Genomic DNA, 20,051 nt, shown 5'->3' with positions numbered 1-20,051 from the left:
TCATGAACAAAAAGTACTTTCTTTTCATATTTTTACTTTCCATTTATTCACCTTTAAAAGCACAACTACAACTTTCTAAATATGGAGAAGTAAGTATTGTTACTGCCGGACCAGGAGAAGAATTATACGAAGCTTTTGGGCATTCTGCCATTAGAATTAAAGATCCCGTTTTAAAAATAGATTTAATTTATAACTACGGAATGTTTGATTTTAATCAGCCTAATTTTTATACTAATTTTGCAAAAGGAAATATGATTTATAGCTTAGCTCGCTATGATTTTAAATACTTTATAGCTAGTTATAGAAGAGACAAACGTTGGTTAAAAGAACAAGTATTAAACTTAAATCAGCCAGAAAAACAAGCCTATTTTAAATTCTTAGAAAATAATGCCCAACCCCAAAACAGTAACTATCAATACGATCCTTATTTTGATAATTGTGCCACAAAATTAAGAGATATTACAAAATCTATATTAGAAGATAAAGTAGTTTTTAATGACAACAACGTAGAAAAAAACCTCACATTTAGACAATTAACAAATCATGAAATTCCTTGGAATTCTTGGGGTACATTTGGTTTAAATTTAATTGCAGGCACAAAATTAGATGAACAAGCCACTTTTGAACAGTATATGTACTTACCAGACTATGTGTATAGTTCTTTTAAAGACGCTACTGTTTTTATCAAAAATCAACCAAAAAAATTGGTAAAGAATGAAATTGTTCTTTTAAAATTTAAGGAAAAAGAAGCGAAGAGTTCTCTTTTTAGTCCGTTTTTAATCTTTAGCATTTTAGCGCTATTCGGAATTTATATTACGTATAAAGATTTCAAAAGTGATAAAAGAACCAAATCCTTAGATTTTATCTTATTTTTTACAACTGGACTTATTGGTTGTGTCCTATTTTTTCTATGGTTTTTCTCTACGCACTCTACCGCTCCAAATAACTTTAACTTGTTGTGGGCTTTTGCACCTAATATAATTATAGCTTTTGTATTACTAAAAACACATCAACCAAAATGGTTGCAAAAATATATGTTAATGCTACTTTTATTTTTAGTAATAATTCCTATTCTTTGGGTGGCAGAAATTCAGGTTTTTCCTGTGGTTATAATTCCCTTGTTAATATTTCTTTTTGTGAGATATTTCTATTTATCAAAAAAAATTATTGACCTTTAAAATATAATACTGTAGTAAACGTCATAATAAATATTTTAAAATCTAAAAAAGCACTGCGTTCCTTAATATAATATAAATCGTAACGCAATTTGGTTTCTTGTTCTTCTATTGTATTCGCATACGGATAATTTACTTGCGCCCAACCGGTTAAACCAGGTCTTATAACATGTCTAATTGCATAAAAAGGGATCTTAGCTTCTAAATCTTTCACAAACTCGGGTCTTTCTGGTCTGGGACCAATTAAACTCATATCTCCTTTTAATATATTAAAAAACTGAGGCATTTCATCTAATCTAGTTCGTCTTAAAAACTTACCAAAAGCAGTAATTCTCACATCGTTTTTTTGAGCCCAAACAGCACCACCTTTTTCTGCATTTTTAATCATAGACCTCAACTTAAAAATTTTAAAAATCTTACCATTTTCCCCAACTCTTACTTGTGTATAAAACAAAGGGCCTCTATTGGCTATTAAATTTCCAATAACAATGAACGGAATAATACATAAAAAACCCAATCCACCTATTAAAGAAATTAGTATATCTACTAACCTTAAACCAAAAAGGTAAAAGTTATTGGTATTATTTTTACTAAAATTAATATGTCTATAAAAATTATAATTCAGATATTCTTTAGGAATTCTAGCATTTACATTTTCATAAAAAGTTTCGTAACTAATTATATTTACTCCTTGTTCAAATAACACAACAAGTTCTTTGTTTAAACCATTGATTACCTCTTCAGAAAGATCTTTTTTAGAAACAATAACATCTGTAATAGCGTTATTTGCAATTATTGGAGTTATCGTTGTTTTAGTGATATCTACATACCCTTTTATTCCTTTAATTTCTTTATCCGATAAATAAGCAAAAACATCATGAAAAGAATCATTATGTACTTGAGTCAATAATTTTTTAATTCTTTCTGAATTACCTACAAAAACAATAGATTTAAAATACTTAGGAGAAAATATTAAAGACATATATATAAATCGCCAAAGTAAAATAGGTATAAAAGAAAGTAAGAAAAAATAAACAATCTGTAATCTATTTGGTGGTAATTCAGGTGAAAAATAAGGTGTGAAAATATAAAATATTGTAGTTGCAAACACAGTAAGAACAGCAGCTCTAACAGTTAAATATTTATTATTTGATACATTTAAACCATACAGCTGAAAAATTTGTCCAAAAATTAAGAAATAAAAAACTAACAAGAATAACCAATTAAGAATGGCATTACTAGTAAATTTTATATAAGTAAAATTGATAAATAAAGAGGCTAGATACAGACTAGAAATAAGAATAAAGACATCTATTATTCCTAAAAAAAGTTTTCTTTCTGATACATTAAAGTATGATGTTTTTGTTGTCAAATGATGCTGTTTTGTTTAACTTTTTTAAGTTAATTCAACTACATATATATAATCGAAAAAGAGTTCTTAATATACTATATGAGAGGTAACAAATTTATAAAAAGATTACTAATTAATAAGTAATTTAAAATTATTTATAAAAATTAATGTACTCTGCTCTCTTCCTTTATTATTTACATGTATTTTGTCATAAAAAAATTCATTTTTATTTACTAAAGCAGAAGAGTTATTTATAATAGAATACTCTAATTTGTTATTAAAAGTAAACTTTTCTAACTGATAAGGAGCTATATAAATAATTAATTTACATTTATTTTCATCTAAATAATTTTTAATATCTTTAATTATAGGATTGGTAATTTCTGAGTCAATTTCTTTAATTTTATAAGTAGCATTATTATTTTCATGACCAGAAGATGGATAAGAATAATTACCGAATTTATCAAATTTATTTCTAAATTTAGGTTTAATAATGCTCAAAGTAGCAGGTAATAATAACTCTAAATTATAATAAGAATATGCGAAAAAAGGATTATAATTAGAGTTTGTTAAAATATTTAAAGTACTTTTTTCATATTTCTTAAAATGATTTTTCACATAATCTCTATCTATAAAAGGCACAAAACGATAATCATTATTACCCAATTCTAATGATGTTTTTTTAAAGTGATTAGCGTCTAGCACTAAAACTAAATAATCTGCTTTGTAATTCGATTCAAAAAAATGATGAATCATTAATGATTGCGTTTTTAAATCAGTATCATCCATAGATAAATTAACACCTTTTAAGCCTAATTTCTCATCAATTAAATTAGTATTAAGGGTTGTTAAACCTCTACTAGAACCTACTACAAAGTAATCTAATTTTTTATCAGAATTAAATTCATTCACTAAAAAACTACTTTTATAAAAACTAGATTTTTTTAAGAAATAGTTAGCACTAAAAGCAACAACATTACCTAAAACAAAGACTAAGGTAGCATAATAAAATGTTTTTATTAAAAATTTTTTCATTCTTTAAAATTGAAAATAGATAAAATCTGCATGATTTTTTATAGCACCTAAAAAAGCTATTATTAAACATAAGAAAACCAAAAAATAAGATTTAAAATACGTTTCAATTCTTCCTTTTTTATCGTTATAAAATTCTGTAATTATTAAAAAAAGAATACTAAAAAGCGTAATACCGGTAATAATTAAATACTTGCTAGTAGATGCATAAAATTTACTTCCGTTAGATAAACTAAAAATTCTTGTGATGTAATTTATAGCATCTGTAATAGTAAGAGATCTAAAAATAACCCAAGAAAACATCACCAAAATAAAAGTAACTATTATTTTCAAAAAATTAAATCTATTGTTCTCCGTTTTCGATTTATTACTTCGCTTTTTTAAAGCAATAAAAAGTGGAATATATAAAACCGCATGAATAAATCCCCAAAAAATAAAAGTCCAATTTGCACCATGCCAAAACCCACTTACAATAAAAACAATACCAACATTTCTTATGGCTTTTAGCAACGTTCCTTTACTTCCTCCTAAAGGAATATATAAATAATCTCGAAACCAAGTAGAAAGAGATATATGCCAACGTTTCCAAAAATCACCAATGTTTTTTGACAAATAAGGAAACTTAAAATTCACCATTAAATCAAAATTAAAAAGTCGGGCAGTACCAATGGCTATATCTGAATACCCAGAAAAATCTCCATAAATCTGAAATGAAAATAGAAATGCCCCCATTAATAACGATTCAAAAGATTGATTTTGGTAATTACTAAAAATTCCATTTACAATAATTGAGGCATTGTCTGCAATGACTATTTTCTTAAAAAATCCCCAAACGATTAATTGTACTCCAGAAACAGCTTTATCATAAGAGAAAATTCTTTTATTATAAAACTGGGGCAATAAATTTGATGCTCTTTCTATTGGACCTGCTACTAGTTGCGGAAAAAAGCTTACAAAAGATAAAAAAGCGATAAAGTTGTTCGTCGGTTTTAGTTTATTACGGTAAACATCTATAGAATAACTTAACGTTTGAAAAGTATAAAAACTGATTCCAACAGGTAAAATTATAGTAAGCCTTTGTTCTGATATTGAACTTCCGAAGAAAGTAAAGGCTGAAGCAAAACTATCTAGAAAAAAATTGTAATACTTAAAAAACCCAAGAAGTCCTAAATTAACAACAATACTAATACTTAAAAAAAGTTTCCTTTTAGAAACATTAGTAACTTCATTTAGTTTTTTACCTATTAAAAAATCTATGATAGAACTAAAAAAGATTAGAAAAAGAAAGCGCCAATCCCAAAAACCATAAAAGACATAACTTGCTATTAACAGCACTAAATTTTGTTGCTGTGTTTTTTTAGAAAAGACAAACCAATATAGTATAAAAACAATCGGTAAAAAAATGGCAAAATCTATTGAGTTAAAAAGCATTTAATATTTTTAATTTATAAAATCTTGAAGTTTATCCATTTGTTTTTCTAAGTTAAACTCATTTAAATGAGCACTTTTATTATTATTTGAACATACACTATAATCCGTATTATTCATTTCTTTAAAAATAGAAATATTTTTAATTAAGCTTTTTAAATCACCTGGTTCAGAATACAAACCCGACTTGTAACTTCCTAAAATTTCTTCTGCTTCTCCAGAACCCACATATAGAATAGGTACTCCCAATTGCATTAATTCGAATATTTTGGAAGGTACAGCTCCATATATTTTATTTTTTAAAGGAACAAAACCAATATCGTATTTTCTAATTTCTTCTTTAATTTCCTTAGCTGTTCTTACACCATAGAAAAAAACATTGTTATTTGGGTTTGCTGCAAACTCTATAATTTTTTCTTCTTCCATTCCTGCACCATATATGTGTAATTCTGCACCAATTTCTTTAAAATTAATTTCATTACAAATATTTAAAATGCCTTGTGCATATCCTAACAGACCCGCATAAACAATTTTTAAATTACCCTCACTTTTCTCCTTCACGGAATACTTTTTAATATTAGGAACATTTCTATAAACCAAAAAATCTTTGTCTACAACTGCTTTTATATGCGTTATTATTTCTTCAGATTGTCCTATTATTTTATCTGCCAATTTATAATTTACTTTTTCTATTTTTTCTAAAAAACTATAGAAGAAACTTTTTTTTATCACTCCTAATTCTAAGGCTGATAAAGGCCAAATATCCGAAACATTTAAAACATTTTTACATCCTAATAATTTACTAAAAAGCAAACCAGAGAGCGCCACTAATAAAGGTGGAGATTGAATGATAAATAAATCTGGTTTTTTTCTTATAAAACTAAAAATAGAAAACCAAAAAGACCATGCAAAAGATAACATACTAAACAATCTAACAATTGCTTTTTCTGATTTAGATGGATATATCCAAAACCTTTTTACTTTTATGCCTTCGATAGATTCATTTACTGTAAATTTATTTTTATATTTTTCAAATATTTTCCCAATAGGATAGTTAGGCAAAGGACAAATAATAGTAACATCATTCCCTTTTTCTGTCAATCCTTCTGCTAAATTTTTAATTCTATTAGCAGCTGCCCCCATTTCTGGTGGATAATAATTTGAAATAATTACAATACTTTTCCCCATTAAATTGTAATAATATGATTGATAATTCTTTCTGAAGTTTTACCATCCCAAAATTTAGGGATTCCTCCTTTTTTCCAATCATTTGCAAAAACTCTTTCTAATGCTCTTTTAATTGCACTAGGATTTGTACCTACCAATTCATTGGTACCAATTATTATCGTTTCAGGTCTTTCTGTATTATCTCTTAATGTTAAACAAGGTATTTTTAAATAGGTTGTTTCTTCTGTAATTCCTCCAGAATCTGTAATTACACACTTAGCGTTTTTTACCAAATAATTGAATTCTAAATAACCTAACGGATCAATTAAATGTAAATTTTTTAGATCTATATCTAATTTATTTAATATGGATTTTGTTCTTGGATGTGTCGGAAATATAATGGGAATATTATTAGAGTTTTCTATAATTGCTTCTAAAAAAGCTTTTAATTTAAACTCTTCATCTACATTTGCTGGTCGATGCATGGTTAAAACCATATAATTTTTATCGCTTAAATTTAATTCATCAAAAACAGGTGGTTTTTTTAATTTATCTAAATTAGAGATTAAAGTATCTATCATTGTATTACCTACATACACAATTCTATCCTCTGTAATACCTATATTTTTTAAATTTTCTATAGCTACTTCAGAAGTAACATAAAAGTAATCAGTAATTGCATCGGTAACCATTCTATTAATTTCTTCTGGCATAGATAAATCAAAAGAACGAATTCCACCTTCTACATGTACCACTTTTGTTATTAGTTTTTTAGCAACTATAGCACAAGCCATGGTAGAAGTAACATCTCCAACAACCAAAACTACATCTGTAGGGTTTGCTAATAATTCTTTTTCGAAAGCCACCATTATACCCGCCGTTTGCTCTGCTTGTGTACCAGAACCAATTTCTAAATTAACATTTGGTGCAGGAATATTTAGTTCTTTAAAAAAAATAGTACTTAACTTTTCATCATAATGTTGACCAGTATGCACTAATCTATAATCTATAGAAACACCTTCCTCTTTTCTTTTAATAATTTGATGAATAATAGGCGCAATCTTCATGAAATTTGGTCTTGCTCCTGCTATAATTGTTAATTTCATATTTATTTTTTTAAAGTACTTTCTACTATTTGAGGTTTCCCTGATTTTGAAGGAGCTATAAAATCGACTTCTTTATACTCAATTATAAAATTAGCATCTCGAATATGTTTTTGCATTTCTGATGTTGCTCTTTCTAAAACATCAATATGAAAGCTTTCTGATTTTATATATTTAATGATAATTCTTCCTTTTTTTTCTTGTATAACTTGAAATTGTTTAATTTCTGTAAAATATTCAAAAATACCAGTAAATGAATGCACTGTCAATTTTCTATCATCTAACAAAACAACAACATCTGTTTCTCTACCTACTATTTTTTCTAATAAAGGATAATTATACAATCTTTTTTCTGGATATTTTTCTTTTGGTAACTTAATTGCTAAATCACCTATTTTATATCTTATTAATGGCATTGAAAAAGCATCTAATCTTGTTACAACAACATTACCTATTTCTCCATCTGGAACAGGATTATGATCATCATCTAAAATTTCTAAATACACATGAGGAGACATGATGTATTTATATTCTAAATCTTTTTCACTAGCTATTAAAAAACCTTCATTACAACCATACGTATCATATACTTTTGTAGCAAAAGCTTTTTCTATATTTTTTTTATAATGACTAAACATTTTATCGCCTAAACTAATTACAGACTTAAAATGTACATTAGAATTATGTTTTAAAGCATATTCTGCAATAATATTTAAAGATGATGCATAACCAGCTAAATAATAATTATTTGTATTATTTATTTCTTTAAAAAGGGATGCTAACTGTTCTTCTGTTAATGAAAAAGCTGTGATGTATTTTGTTTTAAACAAACCATCTTTTATCGATTTTAAAAAACCTCTTTCAGGAGACATCCCTGTTTGTACTAATCGATTACCAATTTTATAACCGCTCCACTCCCACCAATGTGATAAAATAGCTCTAATATTTGACTGCTCTTCCTTATTCATATAAACAGTACTTTGAACCCCCGAAGAACCACTACTTGAATAAGATATTAAAGTAGCTTTATCTACTTCCTTTGAAAGTAAATTTTCAGAATCATTTCTAATATCATTCTTTGTTATAATAGGAAAGTTATTTAACCATAAATAAGGATTACTGCCTTCTAACTCAATAGTTTTATATTTAGCTACATTTTTTACAGCATGCTCTAAAATAGTTTTTAAATTATTTTTCTGAAGATTTTCTAATTCAGTTTCAGAGAATGAATCTAACTTTCTCCAATATTTTAATTGCTTTAGATATGATGATTTATTAATGAAATCTCCGATAGGTAAAAAAATGTTTTCAATTAATTTATTATAAATCATTTTAATATTTTAAACCATTTATATTTTATAACCTCCCAGTCAAAAGTTTCTGCTTTTTCTCTTGCTCTTTTAGATAATGTAGGATATTTACCTTTAACTACATCCATAATAGCATTGGTCATTTGAAGAGTATCTTCTTTTTCAACTAATAAACCATCAACTTTATCATCAATTAAATAAGGCATGCCACCAACATTGGTACTAACAATGGTTAAACCTAATGCCATAGCTTCTATAACACTTATCGGCGTATTATCAAAATTAGTGGTATTTATAAATATGTCGTAATCTTTAGATTTCTTATGCCAATCTTCTTTAGTTAAAACTCCTGTAAGTTCAACAGAACTTTCTAAATTATACTCTTTTATTAATTCTAATGTTTTCTGATGAGAATCATCTAAAAAAGGTCCAATCATACATAAAACTGCATTTGGATATTCTTTTTTTAATTCTAAAAGAACTTTAATTGCTAATGTAGGATTGTAAAGATGTTTAAATGATCTTACCCATAATAATTTAGGCTGAATTTTAATTCTATCAATATATTTATAATCTTTTAAAGAAATTATATTAGAAATAAACTCAGTTTTAAAATTTTTATTATCAAATGCTACTTTTAAATAATTAGAAGGCGCTACATTTTTATATGAATTTTGGAATATTAATGCTGATAATTTAGGACTTGAACTTAATCTTTTAGGTAAATTTCCGCCATGCAAGATTGGTATATATTTTATATTAAACATACGTGCCAACTGTGATGTAATTAAGGCATAGTAAAAATTGGTTGTACTATATGTGTCTATAAAAATGTAAGCCGTTTCATCTCTATTTTTAAAGACAGCAACACACATATCTATTAATCTTATTAGTTTATTTGTTTTAGATGATGATTTTACTACGAAAAAACCTTCCTGTTCTAATAAAGACGAAAGCAAAGTCATTGTTGTCTGATACTTTGTTTTTTTTGATAAATTATTACCTATGTATAGAATTCTCTTATCATTCATCGATTAAATCATTTTCTATATCCGTAATTCTGATTAAACTTAGAGCATAAATAAAACCTGGCAAAGCAACTCTCATTGCTGAATGATTAATCGTTAAAAACCACATCAGATAAAACGCTATGATAAATGCTTTTTGAAAGTTATTGCCTTTAAAAAAATTAAAGAGAGGTACAATTAATAATAATAATAACAAAACAAATCCAATAATTCCATGCTCTTCAACTAATCTTCCTACCTCATTATGAGAAGCTGCTGTCATTCTTTTTTGTGATTTCATTCTTTCATACTTACCATTACCAACTCCAATACCCAAAGGATGTTCAAAAAAATTAGTAAACTGATATGCTAATATATCTACTCTACCAGTAGTAATATCTTTCTTTTGTATTCCTGCCGCATTTTTACCTGTGTACCTATTATCTAACATTCCGCCTGTTATATTAGAGGTGTAAACCCAAATAGCAACCAGAAATAATCCAAATATAAGCACGTATTTAAAAATGATCTGCAAACTCATTTTTGTATATATAATATAAAAAAATGCAAAAAAGACTAAAGAAATTGCGGCTGTAAAAATACCTCCTCTAGAAAAAGTTAATAGGCCTCTGTATATAAAATATATTAAAAAGAATGCATCTAAATAAACATAGCCCGTTAATTTCTCTTTCAATAATAAAAAAATAGCTATAATAAGTATTCCAAGACCAACAGCTGTAGCAACTTGATTAGGTCCAAACCCTCCAGAAGTTTGAGCTAATGCTGCTCCTCCAAAAAGAATTTCTTTTAAATCTGGTGTTCTAAAATACATATAGGTAATCATTGAAAACAATGGTAACAGCATAAAAAATAATGCATCCATTAAGTCTTGTTTACTTATGGGTCTATAATAAAAGTACAAAGCACAGACACCTAATACAATCGGACCACTTAAATTAAACACAATATTTGTACGTAAAGACTCTCCTTCTGGCACTTGAGTAAAAACAATACCCAATAATAAAAGTAAAATATAAAACAGATAATGTACAGAAAACCGCTGTTTAAAAGGTCCAAAAATAATACCTAAGACTAAAAATAGCATTACACCATATTTTCCAATTTCGTAAAGAAGAGTTCCCTGAATCATCCTTAAAAATATTTCTCCTCCTGCCAAATAAGAAGCAAACAAAAAGGCTTCTTCATTTTTATTATTAGAATAAACAATAACTACCAAAGGAACAATAAGACATAATAATCCATAAATTTTCGGAAACATAGGAAACGTTCCTAAATACCCTATAAGAATATGAATACATATAAATTTTAATTTATTATTTAATATTTTCTGAACCAAATTATGAAGTATATATTTTTATTAATTGATTTATAAAGCTTTTTTGAGAATAATTTTCTGCTACATTTTTATAATGTAATGCTGCAAAAGTATTTCTCTTTTCTTCTGAATTAATATACTCTTCTAGCGCATTTGCCAATTCGAAACTATTTTCTTTATCTACAACAATTCCAGATTTATCATTTTCAATAACTTTACCACATTCACCTACATTAGTTACTACAACGGGTAATTTAGCCAATCCATATTCTAATAAAGAAACGGGAAGTCCTTCCGACTTCGAAGACAAAACAGCTATGGTAGCTTGATTTAGAATATTCGATATATCTAAGCAAACTCCATATAAATAGACAGATTTCTCTAAATTATTTTCTAAAACAAATAGTTTTAAGCTATTAGAATATTCATCATTAAAATCTTTACCAATAAAATGTAAAGTCCAATCTGGATATTTAATATGTAGACTATTAAATGCTTTTAAAATATTTAAATGATCCTTAACCTCTCTTAAAGAAGCTAAAATTACAATTCTTTTATTTTCTTCTCCAAATAATTTTGTTGTATTATTTTTATTAATGAATTGCGGAAAATTATCTAATTTTATTGCGTTTTTATGTTTTAACTTTTTAAGTGCCCAAGTATTTAATTCTTCATTCACATTAATAATTCCTTTAAAAAAAATACTTGTAAATTTAATCACCAAAAATTTAAATCCTTTTAACTTTATATAGTTTCCGGTGTGATTATGCCATATTATTTTTACTTTAGGATACACCAATTTCACACAAAAGGCAAAAAAGTAGGATGTAGTATGAGCGTGAATAATACCAATCTTATTTCTCTTTAAATAATTCTTAAACCTGAAAATTGCAGAGAAATCAATACTATTTTTCTTTTCTAAAAATAAGAAACCAATATTTTTATTTAAGTTACTTTTTAAAATCCCTTCCTTTCGAGTAGCACATAAATGTGAATTAATTCCTTCTGCACTCAAGCCATTTGCGATATTAACAGCCAATACTTCTGCCCCACCAGCATCTAAAGAATCTATTACCTGTATTACTCCTAAATTATTCATGTAAAAGTAATTTTTTAATCTCTGATGAAAATTTTTCTAAAGTATATTGTTGAGACCAATTTTTGGCATCTAAAACTTGTTTCTGATACAAATCTTTTTGTTTTATATAATTTTCAATAATACTTACAATATCATTTTCTTTAACATTACTTTTAACGACTGTACCTCTAGCTCCAAAACCCAACATGTTTTCTACACAAGAAACTTTCGACGAAATAGGTAAACAACTCCAAAACATAGCTTCGGCAACTACTTTTGGCCATCCTTCTGATTTAGATATAAAAATTAAAAAATGTGCTTTTTGAAAGGCTTCTTTAACAATTTCTTTAGTCCGATTTCCATGTAAAGTAATACTTCCTTCAAGATTATTTTGCTCAATATAACTTTGAACATTCTTAAACTCTAAACCATTACCATACATATCTAACGCTACGTTTATATTATTTGCTAAAAGTTTCTCTACAACTTTAACGCTTAACATCGGTTGCTTCCCTTTTGTAAAGGAGCCAACAAAGATAAAATTAATTTTAGAAGAAAAATCTTTTTGGGGAACTTCTATAATTTCATTATCAACATAAGATGCTGTAAAAAAAGGAACTATGTTTTTTGATTGGTTCTTCCATTCTCCATACACTAAAACTTTACAATTTTTAGTTATAAAAGTATTAGAAAGAATCCATTTTTGCAATCTATAACTTACTGGTTGTTTACTTTTAGGGTCCCAATTACCAGCATACTTCACCGTTTTAGCTTTAGATGGAAATAAAATTTGTACAAAACACCCTAATAGTCCTACATTACCAGGGCAACGTAAATGAATATGATCTGCCCAAAAACAAGCCTTTATAATTTGAATTATAATAAATGGAATTTTAAATATAGAAAGAATTTTAGTTTTTAATGACAATACATTAAAAGCGGGTATTTCTTTTAAAATAACACTGTTAGTATTGTAAGCGACTTCTATCGCCGAAATTTGTTCTTTAGAAATTGGAGCGACAATTCTTGTTTCAGAAACATTTTGCAACCAAAGATTCATTTCACGAACATAAGGTTCGTAAGCATATAATTTTTGATCTTTACTTTTATGTAAAGTATGAGATATTATTGCAAACTTCATGTTTAAAAAGGTTTATTAAAGATTAAACTAATCCATCCCATTTTTCTTCCTAATGCTTCTGTAAGTGCTTCCTTTTTCTTATTTCCTCTTATGCAATTAGAAAAACGAATTGTCATTAATAATAAAACAATCGCATTCCATTTTACTCTTGCAATAAAAGATGGTTTCTTAAATTTTGTACGCCAAACATACCAACCATTTCTAACCACCATTTTTCCGTAAGCATACTTGTTAGGTCTTCCGCCATCCTCATGATAATGATATAAAGTTGCAGAAGTATTTACGTATAATTGATAAGATTTAGAAACTCGTAAACAATATTCTAAATCTTCATACAAACCATACCCCTCAAAATATTCTGAAAACTTTATAGTGTCTACCACTTTCTTTTTAAAAGATGATACTCCTCCCATAAAATACTCTGCTTTATAGGTTTTATTATTTGGAGGCAAGCTCCCAACCGAAAACCCATTTGAAAACTCTGGCATTATACAAGGTGGTTGGTCAGACAATAAGCCTAATCGCTTACGTAAAACGTTCCTACTTCCTAAACTCCTAACATAACCATCAATTTCAAATTCATCATAAATCGGTTTTTCATCCTTATTTAAAACTCTCCAGTTTACTTCATTCAAAATATAACCACCAACTCCACCAGCGTCTGGATACTCTTTATATGTATTTATTAAATTCTTAAAATAGGGTTTTTCTAAAATGATATCATCATCTAAAAAACAAACAACATCTATATCTTCAGATACTTTATCAATACCAAAGTTACGTTGTTTTGTTAAACCTCTATCATCAGCATCAACTTTAAAATAGGCAAGATTTTTAAACATATTTTGTTCTAAAACAATAGTTGTATTATCATTTGTTGACCCGTCAATAATTAAAATTTCATCTGGATATAATTCTTGTTTCTCTACAGATTTTAGCAACTTTAAAATTGCTACTGGACGCATGTATGTGCAAATAATTAAACTAAACTTCATCCGCTATCAATTTTTTATAAAAAGCCATATTTTTTTCTGTAATTCCTTTTATTGAGAAATTATCGACAACTTCTTTATTTGCTTTTTCGCCTATCTTTTTACACAAATTTTTATCATCTAAAAGTTTCATTATTTTTCTAGCAAAACCTTCATGATTCTTTGGATCTTCTAAAAGTCCCGTTTCTTCATTTTTAATAATTTCTTTAGCCCAAGGATAATTTGTATTTACAATTGCCTTTTTTAAATACATGGCTTCAATAGTAACCATACCAAAGGACTCTGCCAAAGAGGGAAATACACAAATTTGAGTTTTAGCAATTACTTTTGTTAATTCGTTATAGGGAACCACTCCTAAATATTCAAAATTCCTTAAAGCTTCCGCGGATAATAAATCTTTAAACAAACCTAATGTAGAAGTTTTCGTTTGTACATCTGGTACATCAATTCCTAAAAAAGATAGTTTTACACTTGGTCTTTCTAAAATAACTTTATTAAAAATAGTTGCTAATTCTAAAATCCCTTTTTTACGTATAATAGAACCGAAATACAAAATAGTATCATCTTCTACAATAACATCATTATGTGTTGGTATCGTTTCAAAAAATAATCCATTAGGAATAACAGTTCCTTTTTTTTCAACTTTAAATATTTCATTAGAAAGTTCTAAAACAAAATTAGAAACGCCAATAACAGCTGTAGCATTTTTATAAGCTACTTTTTCAAAAAAGTAATTTTTCTTACTTTGTGGCCTTTTATCAAGGTTACAGAAAAAAGCATCTGTACCATGTAATCTTAAGATATGCGGAACATTAAACTTCATAAAAGCTGTAATACCTGTCCAATCTACCGCTTCTAGTATGTCTATTTTGTCTTCTGATACGATTTTATTGATGTATGCATTCAGTTGTTTTCTATATAAATAAAATCCGAAATATTTAAATTGATTTCTTTTGATTTTATGAATCGTTAACGGTCCTTCTTTAATAACTTCCGTACAATCTTGACCGTAAATAAACACAGAAACTTTATGGTTCTCTTTTAAAATACCAAGAATAATATTTTTAGATGACGTACCAATTCCTGCGCAAGCAGTTGTTATATTTTTATGCGGATATTCTGGAAGTAAAAAACCTATGTGCATATTTTAAATTACTTTACTTAATACATTCATATAATTCACTGCAAAACCTTCTGTTGGATGCTTCACAATTGTTTTTGCCCATTTTTTTTGTTTTACAATTACTACATTTTTATCTTCTGCTACAATCTTAAAAATTTCGGCAAACTCACTTTTACTTTTAATGTGATAAATAGCATTATCAAATTCTTTTAAACTTTTAAAATGCACTAACTTATAAATTTCATCAATAGAAAATAATGGAGAACTATTTTTAACCGTATAATCTAAATAAAAAGCGGGTTTATTTAATAATGTTGCATCTAAACCCATGGTAGAACCAACATTTATCATAGCATCTGTATAATAAATAGTAGAAAATAATACTTGAGAAGCATTAAATTCTGTATTTTTTGTGTGTATAACCTTTGTAACATTATCGCTATTCTCACTTAATAAATTATCAAATCTATTAGATCCTTCCGTTGGATGTGGCCTAAAAATAATATGAATATTTTCCTTACTTGAAGTATTGTATTCTGTCACTTCTAAAATTAAATCTTCTAAATATTGAGGTTCATCTTGACCAATCGCTTCAAAATTTGCTGAAAAACAAATGTAAAATATTGCCTTTGGTATTTTAAATCCACTAAAAAAGGCTTCTCTATTTATTAATTTTTGATTCGAATTATAATCATGAAATTGAGGAGTACCCGTTGTAAAAACAATCTCTTTTTTTACATTCGGATAGTAGTCTACCAATTCATTTTTCATGTAATCACTCCAAACAACATAATAATCTGCATCTACTAGCTTATTTCCTTTTACAATATTATCCCAAGAATGAATAGATGTTAAAATAGGTAGATTAGCCTTTTTTGCGGCTAAAGAAACACCTAGAGTTACACTAGTAGATTGATGTGTAATTAATAATAGATCGGGATTTTCTTCTTTTAATACATCCGTAGATTTTTTAAAAAAGTTTGTTTTTTCTACAAGACTATTCAGCCTTTTTTCTAAAAATAAAATCCCTTTAGTAGACTTAAAAAAATTTGAAAAGAAAATAATACTTTTAAATTTTAAAATATTTTTAAACCCTTTTACTCGTTTAAATCTTCTATAAAAAGTATGTGTATTTTGTTTCTTAATACTATCAAAATACTTTAAACTCGCCTTTTCTTTTAAATATTTTAAATATTCTATTTTTCCATTAAAATCTAAATAGGGTAATTGAATTGATGCGTAATTGGTTTCTCCATCATACCAAATTTTCAGATCGTACTGCTCCTCTAATAATTTTAAAGTGCCAGAATTTTCGTAGTTGTCATAATTCGACTTATTGACAAAAACAATTAATAATTTCTTTTTTCTAATTGACATCGGCAGTTTTATCATTAAAGTTTCTTAAAAATAATAATAACGATATCACTCTGTGTAAAAAATAGATTCCTCTTCCTGGTTTTTCTATTTGCTCTTTACATAAATCTATTAGTTGTTCCTTATCAAAAAATTCTTTTAAATACTCAAAATTTTCTTCAATAGTTTCAATGTAAATAGCACCAACGTACTCACTAAATCTAGTATTCCATTCTTGAACAGAATTTGCTGTTTTTTTCAATGGATTTTTAAAATACTTCTCTAATTCTGCATTCGAATTCATAATAATTTGATGATGTAAATTATCATCAGAAAAATTACTTTTTTCTAAGTCATAACTATGTTTCATAAAATCATACGCTAAAAAAGGCGATGTTTTATCTGAAAATGCGGTAAGTGCTTTATGTCTATTTCCAAAATTACCAGGCATTCTTGCATTTCTATAGAAACTAATAGAAATAGGATTACTCTTATCTGAATAATAGGTAGTTTCTAACAAGTCTAAAAGTTGATTTCTTTCTGATAAAAACAACTCTTTATAATTTGTATTTATAACCTTATTTACAAAAATAGCTGGCGTTAAATATTCATCAAACTGTTCTTTATCCGACAAATTATGATCTAATAGAAGACGGACACAAGCACCTGCTTCTCCCATTAGATAATTACTTTCACTTGCTATTTTAGAGGCAAAATTAGCCATATCTACATAAGACAAAGTGCACAAACCTCCAGAAATATTAGAAATATTATGAGCCAATTTTAAAAAATTAGAATTATCTACATTCTTAAAGTTTTTAAACGAAATCCCTAACTCTTCACTTATTATTTTACCTTGTTTAACATCAGCAGAGTTTTTATGCCCGAAGTTACAAAGCTCAATATTTTTTTCTTTCTTTAAGGTACTCAAAATTGTTAGGCAATCTCTACCAGCAGTAATACCAACCGTAACATTTTTGAACTTATTAGACTCTTTTGTAAAAGCTTTAATCGCTTTTTTTAAATTGGGTTTACTTTCTAAAAAATGAAACTTATTTTCTATTATTTCATTATTATGTATGGTATATTTTATTGATGCTTTTACTTTTTTAACCTCTTTATATAATTCTGGATACGGATTTACTCTATAACCAAAAGTAAGCTGAGAAAATAAGCCTAAAGGCGATATTGTTAATGTTGTATTTAGCTTTTCCGCATTATTAAAGTTTTCGAAAAAGACAAAAGAATTATCATCTTTTTTTAAATAGTAAAAAGAACCAATACCTAAAGCGTCAGACACTACTTGTGTTTTGTTTTCCTTTTTATCATGTACAAAAACCTGAAAAATTCCGTCTAAATTGGATAAATTCGATTTTAAAATTTGTCCTTTCCCTAAAATAATATTAGAAATAAACTTCTTAAATTGCTTTTTTTTATTGTCCGAAGAAATTAATAAAATAATAAAACGATCTGTTTTACAGCTTAAATGTCTACTCCCTTTTAAATCTTTTTTAGGTTTAAAAAAAGTGTATTTAAACTTTTTATTAGAAACGGTTACATGCGTATTAATTGCTTTTTTAACTACTATTTTCATTTTAAAGCGACTTATTCTTTATCATATTCTCTGCCTTTTTCCAATCTTTTAAAGTATCTATATTTACATAATTTTCTTTTGGGGTCACTATAAAAGCCACACTATCTCCGTACAAAGAGTTTTGTTCTTCTAAAACCTTGGTTTTTGTAATATATACACTTCCATCTCTATGATATGCTGTTGGTAATTCTTGTCTCCTCGGAATTATATTTTTTTCTCCTGTAGCTATTTTCAAATTCCCTTCATCATTTGTTTTAAAGGTCCAATGCGGATTATACTCATGCGGAACTTCTTGTACCGAAACTAAAGAATCTGTACCTTTAACTATAAACTTTTCTATGGTTTCATCTAAAAAGTCTAGAGTTCTAAAAGGACTTGTAACTTGTAATAAACAAACGGCCTCAAAATACTCTCCTTTATCTTTATAAAACTGTAATACATGCTTTATAACCGGTAAAGTTGGCGATGCATCTTCAGCTAAATTAGAAGGTCTTTTAAAAGGAACTTCTACGCCTAAATCTTTAGCCACATTAATAATATCATCATCATCAGAACTTAAAACTACTTTAGATAAATACTTAGAAGCCAAAGCTATTTCTGATGTATATTGCAATAAAGGTTTTCCGCCAAGTAATTTTATATTTTTCCCAGGTACTCCTTTAGATCCTCCTCTTGCGGGTATTAATCCTAGTATTTTCATTAATAGGTAATTGTTTTATGAAATAATAAAGGAATTTCTGCCAATACATCTGCTATTTTTTTACCCGAATTTCCATCACCATAAATAGTTGAAGATGTAATATTTTTATTATTAATTTGGGTCAATATCGCCTCTTTTATAATGTTTTTATCATAATCTACATCCAATACATTGTCTCCTCTTTCTCTTCTATTCTGACGGCTACCAAGATTAACAACTGGCACACCTAAATAAGAACATTCTCTAATACCTACACTAGAATTTCCTATTAAACATTTAGAGTTCACTAATAAACTTAAAAAATCATGAGGTTCCATATTTTTAAAGAAGTGAATATTTTGAGGTTTATTTATTTCTCTAAATTGTCTAATTCCACTTGATGTTCCGTCTGAACCTGCGTCTACATTTGGCCAAAACCAAAAAGTAGGAATTCCTAACTCGGCAACCGCATGCAATGTTTTTAAAACATCTTCTTTTGCTGCTTTATATTCTGTAGTTACAGGGTGCTGCATTACAACAATATATCCTTCTTTTTTCCATTCTAAAGAAGTGCCTACTCCTCCGTATTTTTCTACGGGATTAAAATCTAACAAAGGCTTTTCTTTAATTTCTTTTGCTAAATCTATAGATGGACAACCTGTGTTTATTACATAATCAGGATTCTCGCCTAACTTTATTACACGCTTTTTAGCATCTTCTGAAGCTACCAAATGAATATCTGCTAGCTTTGTATTTGCATGTCTCACTTTTTCATCAATATTACCAGTTACCTCTCCACCCTGTATGTGAATTAAAGGGATGTTTTGATAAGCAGCCGCAATTGAAGTTGCAATAGTTTCAAATCGATCTGCAATGGTAATTACTGCATCTGGTTTTAAATTATAAAAAACATTGGCAAGCTCCATAACGCCTAAACCAGTCGTTTTAGCCATAGCTGTTGGGTTTTCTCCCTCCAAAACCATAAATACTTTTTCATTAATATGAAAACCATCTTTTTCTATCACATCTACGGCATTACCGTATCTACCTAATAAGGCAGAACCCGCAATAACTAGTTGTAATTCTAACTTAGAATGATTTTTTATAGCCGTAAGTGCTGTTTTAATTCTACTGTAAGAAGGTCTTGCCGTAACCACAACACAAATTTTTCTTTTTGACATA

Annotated in this window: 17 protein-coding genes; 1 reads left to right on the top strand and 16 read right to left on the bottom strand. The window is 27.4% G+C overall.

The genetic code is table 11. The features are described 5' to 3' along the window. Window positions 1–2 precede the first annotated feature (2 nt). The gene (locus JOP69_RS00515; protein ID WP_203394505.1) at window positions 3–1,178 is read left to right on the top strand and encodes a DUF4105 domain-containing protein; all 1,176 of its coding nucleotides are present in this window, start codon (window positions 3–5) and stop codon (window positions 1,176–1,178) included. On the opposite strand, the gene JOP69_RS00510 is transcribed toward JOP69_RS00515, so the two are convergent. The 16 genes from JOP69_RS00510 to neuC form a co-directional block, all read right to left on the bottom strand. After that, window positions 1,165–2,547, bottom strand: a complete 1,383-nt coding sequence (locus tag JOP69_RS00510; RefSeq protein ID WP_203394506.1) for an exopolysaccharide biosynthesis polyprenyl glycosylphosphotransferase — start codon at window positions 2,545–2,547, stop codon at window positions 1,165–1,167. The genes JOP69_RS00515 and JOP69_RS00510 overlap by 14 nt on opposite strands. 108 nt (window positions 2,548–2,655) lie before the next feature. Then, the gene (locus JOP69_RS00505) at window positions 2,656–3,561 is read right to left on the bottom strand and encodes a hypothetical protein (RefSeq protein WP_203394507.1); all 906 of its coding nucleotides are present in this window, start codon (window positions 3,559–3,561) and stop codon (window positions 2,656–2,658) included. Window positions 3,562–3,564: 3 nt separating this feature from the next. Further along, window positions 3,565–4,989: an MBOAT family protein gene (locus tag JOP69_RS00500; protein WP_203394508.1), complete on the bottom strand. Its 1,425-nt coding sequence runs from the start codon at window positions 4,987–4,989 to the stop codon at window positions 3,565–3,567. Between the two features lie 9 nt (window positions 4,990–4,998). Beyond that, window positions 4,999–6,174, bottom strand: coding sequence for a glycosyltransferase family 4 protein (locus JOP69_RS00495; protein WP_203394509.1), 1,176 nt, complete (start codon window positions 6,172–6,174; stop codon window positions 4,999–5,001). Beyond that, on the bottom strand, window positions 6,174–7,259 hold the full coding sequence (wecB, locus tag JOP69_RS00490; RefSeq protein ID WP_203394510.1) for a non-hydrolyzing UDP-N-acetylglucosamine 2-epimerase: 1,086 nt from the start codon (window positions 7,257–7,259) through the stop codon (window positions 6,174–6,176). Before wecB ends, JOP69_RS00495 begins: the two co-directional genes overlap by 1 nt. A gap of 2 nt (window positions 7,260–7,261) precedes the next feature. Beyond that, entirely contained in the window at window positions 7,262–8,587 is a 1,326-nt protein-coding gene (locus tag JOP69_RS00485; protein WP_203394511.1) for a hypothetical protein, read from the bottom strand. After that, window positions 8,584–9,597, bottom strand: a complete 1,014-nt coding sequence (locus JOP69_RS00480; RefSeq protein ID WP_203394512.1) for a glycosyltransferase family 4 protein — start codon at window positions 9,595–9,597, stop codon at window positions 8,584–8,586. Before JOP69_RS00480 ends, JOP69_RS00485 begins: the two co-directional genes overlap by 4 nt. After that, a complete protein-coding gene (locus tag JOP69_RS00475) occupies window positions 9,590–10,852 on the bottom strand; it encodes an O-antigen ligase family protein (RefSeq protein ID WP_203394513.1) in 1,263 nt (420 codons plus the stop codon). The genes JOP69_RS00480 and JOP69_RS00475 overlap by 8 nt, the downstream gene beginning before the upstream one ends. 79 nt (window positions 10,853–10,931) lie before the next feature. Next, complete coding sequence (locus JOP69_RS00470; RefSeq protein ID WP_203394514.1) at window positions 10,932–12,008, bottom strand: glycosyltransferase; 1,077 nt, start codon at window positions 12,006–12,008, stop codon at window positions 10,932–10,934. Further along, window positions 12,001–13,128 (bottom strand): glycosyltransferase, encoded by a 1,128-nt coding sequence (locus JOP69_RS00465; RefSeq protein WP_203394515.1) that lies wholly within the window; start codon window positions 13,126–13,128, stop codon window positions 12,001–12,003. Before JOP69_RS00465 ends, JOP69_RS00470 begins: the two co-directional genes overlap by 8 nt. 2 nt (window positions 13,129–13,130) lie before the next feature. Further along, entirely contained in the window at window positions 13,131–14,123 is a 993-nt protein-coding gene (locus JOP69_RS00460; RefSeq protein WP_203394516.1) for a glycosyltransferase family 2 protein, read from the bottom strand. Beyond that, window positions 14,113–15,264 carry a glycosyltransferase family 4 protein gene (locus JOP69_RS00455; protein WP_203394517.1) on the bottom strand — a complete coding sequence of 384 codons (1,152 nt, stop codon included), beginning with the start codon at window positions 15,262–15,264 and terminating at the stop codon, window positions 14,113–14,115. The genes JOP69_RS00460 and JOP69_RS00455 overlap by 11 nt, the downstream gene beginning before the upstream one ends. Before the next feature lie 3 nt (window positions 15,265–15,267). Then, a complete protein-coding gene (locus tag JOP69_RS00450) occupies window positions 15,268–16,620 on the bottom strand; it encodes a hypothetical protein (RefSeq protein WP_203394518.1) in 1,353 nt (450 codons plus the stop codon). Next, window positions 16,610–18,190, bottom strand: coding sequence for a hypothetical protein (locus tag JOP69_RS00445; protein WP_203394519.1), 1,581 nt, complete (start codon window positions 18,188–18,190; stop codon window positions 16,610–16,612). Before JOP69_RS00445 ends, JOP69_RS00450 begins: the two co-directional genes overlap by 11 nt. A gap of 1 nt (window position 18,191) precedes the next feature. Next, window positions 18,192–18,890 (bottom strand): acylneuraminate cytidylyltransferase family protein, encoded by a 699-nt coding sequence (locus tag JOP69_RS00440; RefSeq protein WP_203394520.1) that lies wholly within the window; start codon window positions 18,888–18,890, stop codon window positions 18,192–18,194. Beyond that, window positions 18,890–20,050: a UDP-N-acetylglucosamine 2-epimerase gene (neuC, locus tag JOP69_RS00435; protein ID WP_203394521.1), complete on the bottom strand. Its 1,161-nt coding sequence runs from the start codon at window positions 20,048–20,050 to the stop codon at window positions 18,890–18,892. Before neuC ends, JOP69_RS00440 begins: the two co-directional genes overlap by 1 nt. Window position 20,051: the final 1 nt, after the last annotated feature.

The sequence above is a fragment of the Polaribacter sp. Q13 genome (assembly GCF_016858305.2).
Taxonomy (GTDB): Bacteria; Bacteroidota; Bacteroidia; order Flavobacteriales; family Flavobacteriaceae; genus Polaribacter.
This window is presented reverse-complemented; position numbering and strand designations above follow the sequence as displayed.

Excerpts from the sequence above, each read along its gene's own strand:
- JOP69_RS00450 (WP_203394518.1), bottom strand. The coding sequence starts at position 16,620 with ATGTCAATTAGAAAAAAGAAATTATTAATTGTTTTTGTCAATAAGTCG.
- JOP69_RS00455 (WP_203394517.1), bottom strand. The coding sequence starts at position 15,264 with ATGCACATAGGTTTTTTACTTCCAGAATATCCGCATAAAAATATAACA.
- JOP69_RS00500 (WP_203394508.1), bottom strand. The coding sequence starts at position 4,989 with ATGCTTTTTAACTCAATAGATTTTGCCATTTTTTTACCGATTGTTTTT.
- JOP69_RS00515 (WP_203394505.1), top strand. The coding sequence starts at position 3 with ATGAACAAAAAGTACTTTCTTTTCATATTTTTACTTTCCATTTATTCA.
- JOP69_RS00445 (WP_203394519.1), bottom strand. The coding sequence starts at position 18,190 with ATGAAAATAGTAGTTAAAAAAGCAATTAATACGCATGTAACCGTTTCT.
- JOP69_RS00470 (WP_203394514.1), bottom strand. The coding sequence starts at position 12,008 with ATGAATAATTTAGGAGTAATACAGGTAATAGATTCTTTAGATGCTGGT.
- JOP69_RS00480 (WP_203394512.1), bottom strand. The coding sequence starts at position 9,597 with ATGAATGATAAGAGAATTCTATACATAGGTAATAATTTATCAAAAAAA.
- JOP69_RS00475 (WP_203394513.1), bottom strand. The coding sequence starts at position 10,852 with ATGTTTCCGAAAATTTATGGATTATTATGTCTTATTGTTCCTTTGGTA.
- neuC (WP_203394521.1), bottom strand. The coding sequence starts at position 20,050 with ATGTCAAAAAGAAAAATTTGTGTTGTGGTTACGGCAAGACCTTCTTAC.
- JOP69_RS00440 (WP_203394520.1), bottom strand. The coding sequence starts at position 18,890 with ATGAAAATACTAGGATTAATACCCGCAAGAGGAGGATCTAAAGGAGTA.
- JOP69_RS00465 (WP_203394515.1), bottom strand. The coding sequence starts at position 13,128 with ATGAAGTTTGCAATAATATCTCATACTTTACATAAAAGTAAAGATCAA.
- JOP69_RS00485 (WP_203394511.1), bottom strand. The coding sequence starts at position 8,587 with ATGATTTATAATAAATTAATTGAAAACATTTTTTTACCTATCGGAGAT.
- JOP69_RS00495 (WP_203394509.1), bottom strand. The coding sequence starts at position 6,174 with ATGGGGAAAAGTATTGTAATTATTTCAAATTATTATCCACCAGAAATG.
- JOP69_RS00505 (WP_203394507.1), bottom strand. The coding sequence starts at position 3,561 with ATGAAAAAATTTTTAATAAAAACATTTTATTATGCTACCTTAGTCTTT.
- JOP69_RS00460 (WP_203394516.1), bottom strand. The coding sequence starts at position 14,123 with ATGAAGTTTAGTTTAATTATTTGCACATACATGCGTCCAGTAGCAATT.
- wecB (WP_203394510.1), bottom strand. The coding sequence starts at position 7,259 with ATGAAATTAACAATTATAGCAGGAGCAAGACCAAATTTCATGAAGATT.